Origin of the sequence: Acinetobacter sp. WCHA39 (genome assembly GCF_002165385.1) — a bacterium.
In the GTDB taxonomy this organism is placed as follows: domain Bacteria; phylum Pseudomonadota; class Gammaproteobacteria; order Pseudomonadales; family Moraxellaceae; genus Acinetobacter.
Window position 1 is genome coordinate 11,892 of sequence record NZ_NHRP01000020.1, and the last position, 14,927, is coordinate 26,818.

At 37.3% G+C, this 14,927-nt stretch carries 15 protein-coding genes; 13 read left to right on the forward strand and 2 right to left on the reverse strand.

Annotated features, from left to right (window positions below):
- Positions 1–30: 30 nt before the first annotated feature.
- Genes CDG56_RS11100 through CDG56_RS11115 form a run of 4 tightly spaced genes read left to right on the forward strand, consistent with a single transcriptional unit; the run spans position 31 to position 6,090 of the window.
- Positions 31–1,146, forward strand: a complete 1,116-nt coding sequence (locus CDG56_RS11100) for a hypothetical protein (RefSeq protein ID WP_087547887.1) — start codon at positions 31–33, stop codon at positions 1,144–1,146.
- A gap of 12 nt (positions 1,147–1,158) precedes the next feature.
- On the forward strand, positions 1,159–2,823 hold the full coding sequence (locus CDG56_RS11105) for an OmpP1/FadL family transporter (protein WP_171295150.1): 1,665 nt from the start codon (positions 1,159–1,161) through the stop codon (positions 2,821–2,823).
- Positions 2,824–2,834: 11 nt separating this feature from the next.
- Entirely contained in the window at positions 2,835–4,058 is a 1,224-nt protein-coding gene (gene filE, locus CDG56_RS11110) for a putative pilus assembly protein FilE (protein ID WP_227519061.1), read from the forward strand.
- 19 nt (positions 4,059–4,077) lie between these two features.
- Positions 4,078–6,090: a hypothetical protein gene (locus tag CDG56_RS11115; protein ID WP_087547890.1), complete on the forward strand. Its 2,013-nt coding sequence runs from the start codon at positions 4,078–4,080 to the stop codon at positions 6,088–6,090.
- 38 nt (positions 6,091–6,128) lie between these two features.
- Here the strand turns inward: CDG56_RS11115 and CDG56_RS11120 are convergent, their stop codons facing one another.
- A complete protein-coding gene (locus CDG56_RS11120; protein WP_005158740.1) occupies positions 6,129–6,677 on the reverse strand; it encodes an NUDIX hydrolase in 549 nt (182 codons plus the stop codon).
- Between the two features lie 120 nt (positions 6,678–6,797).
- On the opposite strand from CDG56_RS11120, the gene CDG56_RS11125 reads away from it, so the two are divergent.
- From CDG56_RS11125 to fghA, 7 genes are all read left to right on the forward strand, one after another.
- Complete coding sequence (locus CDG56_RS11125) at positions 6,798–7,412, forward strand: CoA pyrophosphatase (protein WP_005218190.1); 615 nt, start codon at positions 6,798–6,800, stop codon at positions 7,410–7,412.
- Positions 7,413–7,448: 36 nt separating this feature from the next.
- Positions 7,449–7,976, forward strand: a complete 528-nt coding sequence (locus CDG56_RS11130; RefSeq protein WP_171295046.1) for a gamma carbonic anhydrase family protein — start codon at positions 7,449–7,451, stop codon at positions 7,974–7,976.
- Between the two features lie 145 nt (positions 7,977–8,121).
- Positions 8,122–8,820 carry a tRNA (adenosine(37)-N6)-threonylcarbamoyltransferase complex dimerization subunit type 1 TsaB gene (gene tsaB, locus CDG56_RS11135; protein ID WP_087545773.1) on the forward strand — a complete coding sequence of 233 codons (699 nt, stop codon included), beginning with the start codon at positions 8,122–8,124 and terminating at the stop codon, positions 8,818–8,820.
- 8 nt (positions 8,821–8,828) lie between these two features.
- Positions 8,829–9,650, forward strand: coding sequence for an undecaprenyl-diphosphate phosphatase (locus tag CDG56_RS11140; RefSeq protein ID WP_087545772.1), 822 nt, complete (start codon positions 8,829–8,831; stop codon positions 9,648–9,650).
- Positions 9,650–10,459 carry a class I SAM-dependent methyltransferase gene (locus CDG56_RS11145; protein WP_087547891.1) on the forward strand — a complete coding sequence of 270 codons (810 nt, stop codon included), beginning with the start codon at positions 9,650–9,652 and terminating at the stop codon, positions 10,457–10,459. The genes CDG56_RS11140 and CDG56_RS11145 overlap by 1 nt, the downstream gene beginning before the upstream one ends.
- A 202-nt stretch (positions 10,460–10,661) precedes the next feature.
- Positions 10,662–12,107, forward strand: coding sequence for a C13 family peptidase (locus CDG56_RS11150; protein ID WP_087536806.1), 1,446 nt, complete (start codon positions 10,662–10,664; stop codon positions 12,105–12,107).
- A complete protein-coding gene (fghA, locus tag CDG56_RS11155) occupies positions 12,076–12,921 on the forward strand; it encodes an S-formylglutathione hydrolase (protein ID WP_087547892.1) in 846 nt (281 codons plus the stop codon). Before CDG56_RS11150 ends, fghA begins: the two co-directional genes overlap by 32 nt.
- Positions 12,922–12,947: 26 nt before the next feature.
- Here the strand turns inward: fghA and CDG56_RS11160 are convergent, their stop codons facing one another.
- The gene (locus CDG56_RS11160; RefSeq protein WP_087547893.1) at positions 12,948–13,223 is read right to left on the reverse strand and encodes a DUF2218 domain-containing protein; all 276 of its coding nucleotides are present in this window, start codon (positions 13,221–13,223) and stop codon (positions 12,948–12,950) included.
- Between the two features lie 178 nt (positions 13,224–13,401).
- Between CDG56_RS11160 and rpe the strand changes: the two genes are divergently transcribed.
- A complete protein-coding gene (rpe, locus tag CDG56_RS11165; protein ID WP_087547894.1) occupies positions 13,402–14,088 on the forward strand; it encodes a ribulose-phosphate 3-epimerase in 687 nt (228 codons plus the stop codon).
- A 365-nt stretch (positions 14,089–14,453) separates the two neighbouring features.
- Complete coding sequence (locus CDG56_RS11170) at positions 14,454–14,873, forward strand: hypothetical protein (RefSeq protein ID WP_087547895.1); 420 nt, start codon at positions 14,454–14,456, stop codon at positions 14,871–14,873.
- Positions 14,874–14,927: the final 54 nt, after the last annotated feature.

Below are 14,927 nucleotides of genomic sequence, written 5' to 3' on the forward strand. Positions count from 1 at the left end.
AATTAATGTATTAATAGGATGTAACGCAAAATGAAAAGTCCATGGATGAACATCAGTGTGTTGGCATTAAGTATGAGTGCAGTAACAACAACACTTTATGCTGAAGAACAGAAATCAACGGAAGTTCAGACCGAACAAACAGCGCAAGTAGATCAAGCTACAAATGCAGTGAAAGATGAGTCCAATGTAAAAGCTGGTGATAGTCAAGCAACACAAGCAGCAAATGCATTACAAAAGCAAGAAGGTGATGCGACTAAAGAAACAAATTTACAAGAAGTATTTACATCTAACGAACGTCAATATTCATTGATAAAAAAAGGTGTTATTTCTTCTTATTATGACATTGATTACACATACTATCGAGATAGTAGACTAGATCTTGCTACGGGCGATAGTACAAGTGCTTTACAACGCTTACGTGTTGAAGAAGATGCAAACCATACACTGACCAATACATTTACCACGCAATATGGTTTACTTGATAACTTGACCTTATCAGCATCTATTCCATTAATCGCTAAAAAAGATCTTTTACAGGATAAGACAGCCGCAGGTTTAGGTGATGTTTCTTTTGGTGCTCGTTGGGAACCATTTCCATTAAAGCAAGGGCGTCTTCCGTTGGTTTTATTTGGTAACTTATCAACTAAAACTGGTGATAGTCCTTATGAAATTGGTATTGATGAGCTGTCAACTGGTAAAGGTTATTATTCTGTTGGTTTTGGTGCAAGTACTCGCAAATACATCGATCCTGTTGTGCTTTTCAGCTCAGTATCGGCGAACTATGGTCTGAAAGAATCTGGACTTAACCAATTACGCGGAAACAGAGTGTTGGAAAGTTTTGATCCAGGTTTAAGTGGTGGTTTTTCATTCGGATTTGCATATTCGTTTAACTACGACGTATCACTCACAATGTCCTATCAGCAAAGTTTTAACACTGGTGCAAAATTCTACTTCAAGAATGATGAAAGTTATCAATCGGCCGATCAAAGTAGTGCCATGTTGTCATTTGCATTGGGCGTAAGGGTATCACCTGAAACAATTGTAAATGGCACCGTTGCTATTGGATTAACGGAAGATGCGCCAGATGTGTCCTTGGGCTTGTCATTCCCACTCGATATTATAGGTTTCGGCAAAAAAGTTCGTTAAGGAGATGTAATGGTGAAATACCTAAAATTATGTCCTTTAACGGCAGCAATTTTTTTAGCTAGCTTATCAAATATTGCCAATGCGCAATTGGGACAAGACTTATCTGTAGACTTACGTTCTCTTTCTTTGGGGAATGCTGTCACCGCTGATCCACCAGGCATTAGTGCAGTACATTTTAATCCAGCAGCACTGGCGAAAATTGATGGTTTACAAACTGATGTACAAGGGATTTTAGCTAATTTTGCGATTAAACGGGATTATTCAGCTCCTGCTGGTTATAATGTTTTTGGTTATTCCGATGATCCATTGGTTTGTAATGACGGACCAGAAGTTAGAACTGGAATTTGTACAGATTTTAAAGGAACAGTTCACGGGGACGTTGAATACGCAAGTATTTATGTACCGATTCTTAAAAAAATCGTAGATTTAGGACCTAATGCTCCATTAGCTGCACCAACTGCAGCGATTGCTTATAAGCCACCTGGTTCCAAAGTAACCTATGCGACAGCTATGTACGCACCATTAGTTGCAGGTTTTGGCGCAGAAGATGGTAATCCAAGTAATTATATGGGCCAACAAGTTGCATTAGAGCGTATTACCTATTTATCGCCCTCTTTTGGCTATCAAGTGAATGATCATTTATCAGTTGGTGCATCATTTGGTATGTCTTACCAAGCGATCGCACTTAAAACGGATCTACGCTTTCCAAATGAAATGATTGGTGTATTGCGAATGGTAGATGAAGTGGTATGTACTCCATTTAAGAATAATGGGGATATTATCACCGATTTACTATTATTTGGTATTTGTAACGCCAAAGAAGGTATGAACCCGTTTAGTAAAGTGGGGGCAATGGATGTATCTTTAGAGCAATCATTAAGTCCAAGTTATAATTTGGGCGTATTATGGGAGCCAACCGATGATTTTAGTTTTGGTATGGTTTATCAAAGTGAAGCTAAAATGCGATTGCGAGGTAAATATTTAATTAATAATGCGACAGCTCCGCAACAACTCGTAGCTGGTTTAAATTCGTCAGCGACTGGTCAAATTCTTGCGGCAATTCTTGGCTTGCCTGGGTATATTCCTAATGTGGAATCTGGTTTAGTTGCCATGGATTTTAAATATCCACAACATTTTAAAGCGGGTATAAAATATAAAATATTTCCCGACTTGCAAATGAACTTTGATCTCGGTTGGACCGACTTCGCTGCATGGGATAAGTTTAAGTTTGAATTTGATCGACAAATATCATTATTAAAGGTTGCTAAACTTTTGACTGCTGATGTAACGGATCGTTCTTTAGCTTTACCTTTAAAGTTTCAATCATCTTGGCGTTGGGGAATCGGTTTTGAGTATTCTGCAACTGATCGGCTGAAGTTACGCATGGGTTATGAGCCTCGTACAAGTTCAATTCCGGATGACAAGCGCAATACGATGGTACCTATTAATAATGCTCAACTGTTCGGTTTAGGTGCTGGTTATCGATTTGATCAAGATACAGATTTAGATCTTTCAATTGGCTTCTTACGCAGTCGTGATGATATTCCTGCAAATACTAGTAGTCTTGCAAATAAAACAGGGGTTGATAATATTTTATTAAACCCGTATGCAGGCCTAGATATTAAAACCAATACTAAGGTAACTTTGCTTGGTATCAGCTATAGAACAAAATGGTAATGTTAACGACTATGATAATAAAACAATCTAAGCTTGCAATATCTGTAATTTTTACTGTTATTGCAAGTACTTCGGTTGTATATGCACAAGGTTTTTATACAATTATTGGCCCTGATGGAAGACCAATGATTATTCCTAAAAAACCAACAGAAAATGAGAATAGAACAGATAAGGTTATACGTTCTAATGATGTTGATTCTCCAGCAGCATCAGAAAAAAATCTACCTGTTAGAAATAATGTCAATTTAAATTTACCAACAATATCAATATCTAAGCAAGATGCTGTTAAGAATGCAGTTAAAATGCAATCATCTTCAGAATCAAAATTAGCTTCTGACGCAGAAGTAGTCCATCAACCAAAATCTCAAAATTTTATAAATACTTCAAAAGAAATAATTGATGCAAATACGAATAAAAAGATAACACCAAAATTAAATGTTGCTAGTAAAAGTCTAACTAATATTGAGGCAGAATCATCTGCTTCATCTGCTTCATCTGCTTCATCTGCTTCATCTGCTTCATCTGCTTCATCTGCTTCATCTGCTTCATCTGCATTCATACAAGTAGATGGTATTGAATATGTGAATAATGAATATTTAGAAGATCAGGAATTTAATTTAGAAGGTAAAAAGCGCTTTTATACTATGCCTGATGGTACAGGACGTTTAGAGACGATAGAGCGTAAAAAAGGCGTAAGTCGATCAATTTTGGATAAAATATTAAACAAATCAAACCAGAGTCTAAATTCAATTACTTTATCTAATAATTATGTTCGTTTATCTGCACAAGATTTATCTCTGGCATTTGAGAATGATCGTTGTTTCTTAGAAAGCTATAGCAAAAATAAAACAATCAAGAGTTTAGTTCCCGAAAAAGAAATTGGCTTATGGCCTCGGAAACCTATAAAAGAAAAATTTGAATATGAATTGATTAAGCTTGATCAAAATATTCAATATATGCAATTGGATTCTTATGCATCTAATAATGATAAACCGACATATTATTGGCCTTTAGTGATTTTTTTAGATAAGTCTGGTTGTATATTAGAAGGCGTGAGTGGATTTAAGAATCAGAAGATTCCAGCAACATTATTACAACATGCAGCCCTTCAAGGTGTAATTAAGATACCGCCTAAAAGTTATTATATGATGATGACTCCATTAGCATCAGCCGTGGATGTTCCAGAGCAGGAACTTTCAAATCAAGGACAGATTAAGATTGCTGCTTTACAGTAAGCATTAATAGGATGAACCCATGACAAATAACAAAATTTTCTTACCCTTTGCTTTAACGACATTAGTAGCATTATTACAAGGTTGTGGAGGCGAGAGTACAAAAATTAATGAAGATCCAAATAAAGGGGTTAGTGGCGTAACAACTAGTACGAGTTGTACGCCTACAAGTAGCGACTGTCTACCCTTTGCCATGGATTATCCTATTTCTGGTTTAAATTTTGATTGTAGTAGCGATAAGGCAAATCACTTTGCAACTAAACTTGATTCAAATGCTGTTGGGGGAGCTTGTAAATTAGGCGACACTGCAACTTTTTATATACAAGGTAAAGATGCTAGGAAAATTAACCTTGGTATTGTGAAATTAGATGATATTTCTAAGATTAATGACTCAAGGTATCCAGTACCACGGCTTCGAGTAATTGATTTAGCAAGCGCATTAACAGGAAAAATGCCAACAGCACTTGATCCAAATGATGAGACTATTCGTGTAGCGATAGCATTAATAAAAATTTTCCATAGTATTGGTCTTGAGCAAGAAGATAACGCTTTGGGTGATATTCAACCTACTCAGATTACTAACGAAAAGAAAGATCTATTATCTCAATTAACTAAAGATATTGGTGTCGCTGAACTGAGTAATGGTTCTTACGTTGATATATTAAAGCCATGGTTAAGTGTTAGTAATGTAACAGATGAACAGGCGATGGTGCTGCTTCAGCGTCTCTTAAATTTATCTAATGCAGGTGTATGGCAAACAACAATACCTTTCTTAAAGGCGGGTACAATTACACCTTCAGTTAAGACTCCAGATGGCTTTTTTGGTTGTAATCAATCAAATTATAATGATTGTGTAAATCCTGATAAAGGTAATGACCTTATACATTCGATGGGGGAGGTCTTTTTACTTACAGATCGACAAGGATATACAATAGGAACAGGTCAACAATGGAGAGGTCCTGCAAGTTTTATAGAGGGTAAACTTTATCCACCACTTGTATTAATTACTAAAGTCAAAGCTCAAAAAGTACAAATTAATCCTCAAAATACGTGGTTGAATCCGATTAATCGTGAAATAAACTCTAACCAACCGCTGCGTTTTGCTTTGACAACCAACCCATCAGAAGACTTAAAATTTAAGCAAGGTAAGTTGATTAATGGTCATACAATCCCTGGGACGGAATATATTTATAGAGTTTTATTAAATGCTAAAGATACTGACCCTGTAAATACAGCACATTTGGGGCAATGGGAGCAAACTATAGGTGGTCAAGCTTATAATGGAAGTTTAGAAATCTATAAAGCAAACCCGCCAAGTTACTTAGGTAAAGATGTTTTTAAAACCAGTACAAATGTAAAAACAAATCAAAAATATATTTTCCCTTTATATGCGACTCTAATTTTTGGTTTCTCTGATAATAGTATTCCTGACTCAGAAAAAATTAAGTTAGGGATTGTAATTGACGAGAATGGTGATATCCGAACTGATATTCGTAAAAATTCTACATCTAGTGATATGTCCGGAGAGTGTGCAAAAATTCAATCTATTAATTCAGATGGGACGATCACTGATGAGTTTGGAGAGACTCAATATCGTATAGGCTCTACAGGAGCAACCTCTTTTACACCTACAAGTAAATCAGTATCTATCCGAGCAATTTTATCTAATCCAAAATTTGGTATATTAAATGGTGCGATGTTTGGATTGAATGTTGGTGTTATTTATAATGAAACGATTAAAGCTATTGGTGGCGCTAAAATTAATATTCACAATTTATTAAGTGATGCCCCACAAAAGGAAATAACATTAACTGACTTTACTGAGACAAGTAGTACAGTATATTGGTCAAACACTTACGCTTATTATCAGGGTGTGTATGTAAATCTATACGATAATTTAAAAGACACGGATAAAAATAATTATGTTAAACCTACAGATGAAGATCGTAAAATGGCTAAACGCTGGACTGGTCCAGTGACTATTCAACTAGCGGATCAAAATTTAAACGCATGTAAAGCTGTTAAAATAAAGTAAGAGTTAAATAAAAAGACCGCGATAAGCGGTCTTTTTATTTAACCTGTATGATCTAAACGTGTACCTAATGTTTCTAAATGAGATGGAAATAATCCTAATTTACGATCTGCAAAATAATGTTTTAAAGTTTGTTCTACACTCGGAAATGCGAGTTCTGCCCATGGGATATCATGTTCTTCAAATAAACGGCATTCGAGACTTTCTTCTCCAGCTCCAAAAACACCATCTTTCAATTGTGCTTTAAATAGAACATAAATTTGCCCGATACGTGGAATATTATACATACAGTATAGTTGTTCAATATCAACTTCGGCTTCAGCTTCTTCTCGTGTTTCACGAGCAGCACCTTGTTCCATGGTTTCAAATAATTCCATGTACCCAGCAGGAAGTGTCCATAGCCCATAACGTGGTTCGATGGCACGTCGACACAATAAAACTTTATTATCCCAAATGGCTAATGCACCGCAAATAACTTTCGGATTTTCATAGTGGATATTGCCACAGTGTGTACAGACGAGCCGTGTTTTATGATCACCTAGCGGGATTTTTGCTTCAGTTTGATGTCCACACGCAACGCAAAAGCTCATAATTATCATCAGCTACAGAGATAACTCAGCATAACTGAATTTTGATCACTTCGCATCATGATCTATGATTGTGATTGAAATTTCAGTTATGATGATTTGTAAGGAAAATGAGAAAAAGAGATGAGTCATATGGAAGAACCATCGTTAATACAGCTTTTACAACAACGGTTGCGTTTTTCCAAACGAATCCAACAAGCTGATGCAGCGGTTTTAATTGCAATTACACAAGAACAGCAACCGAAGGTCTTACTCACACGTCGTTCAATCCATTTATCTCAACATGCAGGTGAGGTGTCTTTTCCAGGAGGAAAGCGTGATCCGAGTGATACCAGTAATATTGTAGTTGCTTTGCGTGAAGCACAAGAAGAAACAGCGCTTAATCCGTTCGATGTCAAACTGTTAGGTGATCTACCGATACAACGTGCGCGTAGTGGTTTATCTGTGAAACCGATTGTAGGATTAATTCCCGCAGAAGTAGATCTAATTGCACAACCTACAGAGATAGATCGTATTTTTTTTGCACCATTGCAGCAGTTAATTGATGCACCACCTTTACCCTATGAAGTGCGTTTAGCTCGACAATCAATTTATTTTCCGAGTATGCAGGTTGAAAATGAGATCGTATGGGGTTTAACCGCTCGAATGTTAGTATCATTATTTCAGTATGGGCTAGGACATCAAAAAAAATGGCCTTTTTTAGTTAATCCTCCTCATTTTGGATTATCTAAATTCTAATCACGTCTTATTAAAATAGAGTAGTATTTTGTCATGATGTACACATATCAAGGATTGAGCCCTAAAGCATTACATGAACCTTGGGATGGCTGGATTGCACCGAATGCAACGGTGATTGGTCAAGCTGAGTTAGGTCGCCAAGTTAGTATTTGGTTTGGTGCGGTTGTAAGAGCTGATAATTGTAAAATTCGGATTGGAAATTTCTCGAATATTCAAGAGAATGCAGTTTTACATACTGATGCAGGTATTGAACTGAATATTGGGGATTATGTGACAGTCGGTCATCAAGCCATGTTGCATGGCTGTACGATTGGAGATAATTCTTTAATTGGTATCAATGCTGTAGTTTTAAATAATGCGGTGATTGGTAAAAATTGTATTATTGGTGCAAATGCATTGATTCCTGAAGGTAAAGTTATCCCTGATAATTCTGTAGTGATGGGATCACCAGGAAAAGTGATCAAAACTTTAGATGAGCAAGGCGCTGCACGGTTACGCTTGAGTGCTTTACATTATGCTGAACATTATAAGAGTTTTTTAGTATTGGAAGAGTTTAATTTCTAATAATTACGAATTGATATAGTGTGTTTCTTGAGTCAAGTATATCCTTGGCTTTTTTGTATTTATAAAAAGTCAATAACTCGCTTAGGACGCTTGAGTGGGGTATGATACTCGACGTTTTTTATCTCTTTTAAGCTAAGGTTTTTGCATGAAGTTGCTTGCATTGGAAACTGCAAATGAGCACTGTTCAGTTTCATTAATTGATGATGTTCAAGAACTCTATTTTCAATTAGATGAGCGACCAAAAGCACAAACGCAAACCATTTTGCCATTAACTGAACAGGCACTATTACAAACTCAAACTCAATTGGCTGATTTGGCTGCAATTGCGTTTAGTCGTGGGCCAGGTTCATTTAGTGGTGTACGTATTAATGCTGCGGTTGCTCAAGCTTTGGCATGGTCACAAGATTTGCCTGTTATTCCTGTATCAAGCTTGCAAGCGTTAGCGCAAGCTGCATATCGTTTGACAGGATTACAGCAGGTTACAGCTGTTTTAGATGCACGTATGCAAGAAGTTTATATTGCTAATTTTAGTCTAGATGAAAATGGCATTATGCATGCTGTCGATGAAGAAAAATTATTAAATTATGAACAAGCGACCGCATATCGTAAATTTACGGCGATTGGCTCAGGTTCAGAATTGATTAAGCCAAGTCAAATAGACTCGCAAGAGGCTTCCATTCTAAAAACGTCTGCAACAGAAATTCGAGCAACTGCACAAGACATTGCAACAATTGCGCAAATTTATGCTGTACAAAAAAAATGGGTTGATGCTGAGCATGCACTCCCTGTGTATTTACGTGATGATGCATGGAAAAAAATTCCAGAACAAAGTAAAGCGAATTAAGGTTAATTATGGATTTTTTATTGCTATTTAAAGCAGCAATTATGGGGTTGGTGGAAGGGATTACCGAATTTCTACCGATCTCAAGTACAGGGCACTTGATTCTAGCAGGGCAGTTGCTAGATTTTTGGACGCTTGAAAAACGAGATATGTTTGCGGTTGCTGTGCAAATTGGTGCGATTGCAGCAGTAATTTATGAGTATTGGGGCAAACTGTGGGGCGCATTAATTGGCGCACTCACAGGACAAGAGCAAGGTCGTCGTTTAAGCCTGAATTTAATCATCGCTTCTGTTCCAATTGTGATTATTGGCTTGAGCTTTGGTGATGTGGTAAAGGCTTATTTATTTAATGCGGTCACGGTTGCAATTGCATTAATTGTCGGTGGTTTCGTTATTTTATGGGCGGAACGCCGTCCGCATCAAATCGTGAGTCAAGAAGTTGAAGATCTAACATTCAAGCAAGCCACATTGATTGGTTTGATTCAATGTCTTGCATTAATTCCTGGGACATCACGTTCTGGTTCAACCATTATTGGTTCATTATTCTTAGGTATTTCACGTAAAGCAGCGGCTGAATTTTCATTCTTCCTCGGTATTCCTGTATTGATGGGGGCAGGCTTACTGGATATGTATAAAATGCGTCATGAATTACATAGTAATGATATGGCTATTTTAGCAGTTGGAATTATTGTTGCCTTTGTTTCAGCTTTAATTGTGATTCGTGCATTAATTCGTTATGTCTCTAAGCATGATTTCACCGCTTTTGCTTACTACCGTATAGTGTTTGGTTTATTCATTTTGGCGACATGGTGGACAGGTTGGGTGCATTGGTAATGCAGATGATCTGTTGGTATCAGACGGAGTACGCGGAGCAATTTCAACAACTTCAAACCCGATTAGCGAGTTTGGATGTCGAACTAAAAGGTCAAATCGTTGAAAAAGTGAATGCACGTTTCCTTCGTCTGAATCCAGACATGGCTTTGGTTTTAGATGAAGATGGGCTGAGTCTGGCTGCGAATGGGATGAAAATGCAACCGGATTGGCGTGCTGAAATTCCTCGTTTAAAACGAGCCAGTCTGAAATCCGAAATGATCGCAAGAGCATGTCAATTAGGTGAAAAACCTAATTTAATTGATGCAACAGCTGGCTTAGGTCATGATAGTTTATTGATGGCTTATTTGGGTGCTAATATCCGTTTGGTTGAACGTCATCCGATCCTATTTGTGTTATTGGAATATACCAAAGCCCAAGCAGAACGAGATCCTTTTCTGCAATCTGTTATGCCACGGATTCAACTCATTTATGCTGATTCAACTGATTATTTACATGGATTAAAGCAGCGAGATGAACAGATCGATGTCATTTATTTAGATCCGATGTTCCCACAGCGAGATCAAAACCACCAAGCACAAAAGAAACAGGCACAGGTCAAAAAGCAAATGCAATTATTGCATATGTTATTACCTGAAGATGGTGAAATGGATTTAGGTGATGAATTACTGCATCTTGCCAGTAAAATCGCTAAGCGCGTTATTGTAAAACGACCTCGACATGCAGTTTATTTGGCTGATCAAGCTCCAGATCATCAATGGCTAGGTGATGCTTGTCGTTTTGATGCATATTTTCCCAAAAGTTCAACTTAACTTTTATCCAAGTGATTGTTTAGCTTAGGTGAATGCTCGGTAAAGATTTGTGATATAGTGCAAAAGCATGATTGATAAAAAATTCTTGTCGAGATTAAATGAAGGAAAGACGTTGTTCCTTTTAGGAAAAGTCATATTCATTTGATAAAAGATAGACATATTTTCAATCTAAGCTTGAAAAGAGAAATACCCGAAGAACTTTATGATCGACCTCAAACCTTCCATTAATATCTGGCATGATTTTAAAAGTAACCAAATTGCTGGAATGTGGTTGTTCCTTGGGTCTCGACGTTCCTTACAGATTGTTCATCCATCAATTACCCAGCTCATTATTTGGGGTATTTTAGGTGGTTGTACCAACTCACTTTATAGCTGGTTGGTGGCAGGGCAAATTGGTGAGTTCAACCCTCAAGGTTTGATTGGTTACGCACTGTGGCCTTTTATTGCCTTAATTGTGGGGATTTTCCTTTCGCAACGCATGAACCAAGCCCGTTTAATGCTTGTACCCGCATTATTATGGTTAGTGCTTGATACCAATATCTTATTATTACAGTGTTTGATCCAATATTTAGGTTCAAATGGCTATCTAAATTTCATTCCCGATTCAATCTATAATGGTTTCTTACCACCATTATTTGTTGGACTATTTGTTTGGCAAAGTCTGGCTGTGATTTGGGTATTTTCACGGGCATTAAATTGGCCGTGGTGGGAGCGTGCTTTAGTTTTTATTGCGACTATTGCAACCATGGTGGTTTGGCAGCTTTCGGTAAAAGATCAACCGATTTGGAAAGTTGAAGAAACACCACCAAGTTTTGCTGAAGATGCTTTTTATGCGCAAAGTCATGTGTTGGACAAAGCTTTAGATCAAATCCAATATGGTGATATTGCGAAAAGCCATTGGTATTTTATGGGCGTAGCTGGGGATAGCTACGCTGATGTTTTCAAATCTGAAATTGAGCGCATTAGAGAGCAATTTGATACTCGTTTTGGAACGTTTGGACGTTCCATTATGTTGATTAATAATCCTGCGACACGTTTAGATGTTCCAATTGCGTCTAAAACCAGTATTGAGTTAGCGTTGCGTCGGATTGGTCAGCAGATGAACCGTGATAGCGATGTATTATTTCTTTATATGACATCCCACGGTGAGCGTAATCATTTTGAACTCGAAAATGCACCATTAGAATTAGGGCAAGTCGACCCGAAATGGCTACGTGAAACGCTCGATAAATCAGGTATTCGTTGGCGAGTGATTGTAATTTCAGCGTGTTATTCAGGAAGTTTTATTCCAGCATTACAGTCACCTGAAACCTTAATTATTACTGCTTCAGCCGCAGATAAAACCTCTTTTGGTTGTAATAATGAAGCGGATTACACTTATTTTGGTCGTGCTTTCTTCGATTTGGCGATGCGTGAACAATCCTCAATGAAAAAAGCATTTGATCAGTCTAAACAAACTGTGACACAGTGGGAAACAGCTCAAGGATTTGAACCATCCGAGCCGCAATGGGCTATCGGTCGTAACATGGAATTGATGTTGCCACAACTTGAGCCGTATTTATTCCCAACGCAAAATATCACAACAACAGACATTACAAAAACACAGGATAATCAACATGCAGCTACTGCAAAAAAATCGTTGTTTTGAAGGTGAACAGCGTATTTATCAACTGGAATCACAGCATCTTAAAGGTCTAACCAAAGTTGGAGTGTATTTACCTCCTGCTGCTTTAGAAGGAAAGCCTTGTTCAGCATTATTTTATCTTGCGGGTTTAACTTGCACTGAAGACACCTTTGCGATTAAAGCACATGCACAACGTATGGCAGCTCGGCTGAGTCTGATTTTAATTTGTCCTGATACCTCTCCGCGTGGAGAGGGAGTTGCACAGGGTGATCATTGGGATATTGGTCAGGGTGCAGGCTTTTATATCAATGCTATTCAACAACCTTGGGCTGAACATTACCAAATGGAGTCTTATTTGGTTGATGAACTTTATGCACATGTTTTACAAGCATTTCCGATTATTGAAAGTCAGATTGGAATTTTTGGTCATTCAATGGGAGGGCATGGTGCATTAACCTTGGCGTTTAAACACCCAGAGCAATTTAAATCGGTTTCAGCTTTTGCTCCGATTTGTGCGCCAAGTATTTGTCCGTGGGGAGAAAAGGCATTTAGTCACTATTTAGGTACAGATCAACAGCAATGGTTAGCACATGATGCAACGGCTTTAGTTCAGCAAAAGGGTGGAGTCTTTGCGGAAATTTTAATTGATCAAGGTCTAGAAGATCAGTTTTATGCTCAATTAAATCCTAAAAAGTTTAAGCAAGCTTGTCTAGAAGCAGGGCAACATTTAACTTTACGCCAGCACAAAGGCTACGATCATGGTTATTACTTTATTCAAAGTTTTATTGATGATCATCTGCAATTTCATGCGATTCAGTTAGAAAAGGGAATGGCTTAAAAAAAGAAGCTCGATTGAGCTTCTTTTTAATGATGCTGCCATTCAACAATAAACTCTTGTTGTGCCATACGATTTAAATGATCAATAACCACCTGTTCTAGACGAGCAACATCTTCTTGCTGATTTTCAATCAATACATCTAAATGCTGTTCTTGTGGTGTAAGCGTCACTGTTGCTGTCGGCATAAAAATTTTTGAATACAGCTCAGTCTCTGATACTTCAAATTTGTGCTTCCAGTGATTCAATAAACGTTTACTGATACGTTTACCATCGTGAGTTGTAATTTGTGTCGTACTATTCATTTTTTAACTGCATATGATTTCACCATTAAAAATAGCAAAATCGTATGCAGTTAAAAACAGTATTCATGCAACGTGTTGTTGCAAGTTTGCAATGTCGTAATCGTATCTTTGTAACAGCCTAAAGCCGATGAATTTGTTATAATTCAATTATCATTTTTCAAAGTTTGCCAGGTCATTCATGTCCAAGCCTTATTTAATTGCTCCTTCGATTTTATCTGCTGATTTTGCACGTTTAGGTGAAGATGTAGAAAAAGTTTTAGCTGGGGGTGCAGACGTTGTGCATTTTGATGTCATGGATAACCATTATGTACCAAACTTAACTTTTGGTGCAGGTATTTGTAAGGCATTGAAAAATTATGGAATTAAGGCGCCAATTGATGTGCATCTGATGGTTTCACCTGTTGATCGTATGATCGGTGATTTTTTGGAGGCAGGCGCAGATATTATTACTTTCCATCCAGAAGCAACGGATCATATTGATCGTTCTTTACAACTGATCAAGGCGGGTGGTGCTAAAGCAGGTTTAGTTTTCAATCCAGCAACCCCTTTACATTACCTTGATTATGTTCTCGATAAAGTAGATCAAATTTTATTGATGAGTGTGAACCCTGGTTTTGGTGGGCAAAAATTTATTCCAATGACATTGGAGAAACTTCGCCAAGCACGCAAAATCATTGATGCCAGCGGTCTTGATATTCGTTTAGAGGTTGATGGTGGTGTTGGCCCAGCAAATATTCGTGAAATTGCTGAAGCGGGTGCGGATATGTTTGTAGCTGGTTCGGCAATTTTTGGTCAACCTGACTATAAAACTGTAATTGATCAAATGCGTGCAGAATTAGCTCAAGTTGGTGCAAAAGACATTTAGTGTTTTCATCCTATTTTTCACATAAGGTTGTGGATAACTTTGTTTATAACTGGGTGGATAACCGTGTTGATAAGCAAGTGGATAAGATGTTGTTAAAATAAACAAAATGATTTCAGTTGTTTATATTCTCAACAAAAATATCAAAAAAGGACAAATTTTTGTCCTTTTTTTGTGCATCAAGTCCTTTATTTTGCTTTATTTTTGTTCATAACGTATTTTATTCTTTTTCGTTTGATAAATCGGCAATTCTGTTGCTTAAATGCAAGGAATTAGCATAATTGAACATAAAGTAGATTGTGCATAAGATAGAAAGAAATTATGCTAAGTAAATCGCATTCATTTGATGATTGATCCAAGGATATTTAGTGCAACTTCATAAAAAATACAAGCATCTATGGTTTGTATTCCTGATGATATTTTTCATCGGGGGAAGCGGTGCGTCTATTGCAGCAGTCCAAAAGATTCAACTTGATCAAAAGATGCCTACAGCGCAGGTGATACCATGTCATGATCAACAGATGACACGTCCGCATCATCAAATGGATATGTCGCATGATGTAACCGATGTGTTTAAATGCCATGATGAACAAATGCAAGATCAGCAACATTGCCCCGATTGTAATAATATTTCACATTGCCAAACGATTAATTTTGCACTCGATCAACAAATTCCAAGCCTGTCTGTTTCACCTTTTTTTGAGCTAAACACTTATAAAAATACTGAGTATCAAGCTCGTCATCTTGCAGGGCATTGGCAAGAAATTTTACGTCCTCCTAGAACCTAATCTGTCTTAGAAGCTCTTTTTCGCTTCAACGAGCGAGTTAAAAATAGTTCACAG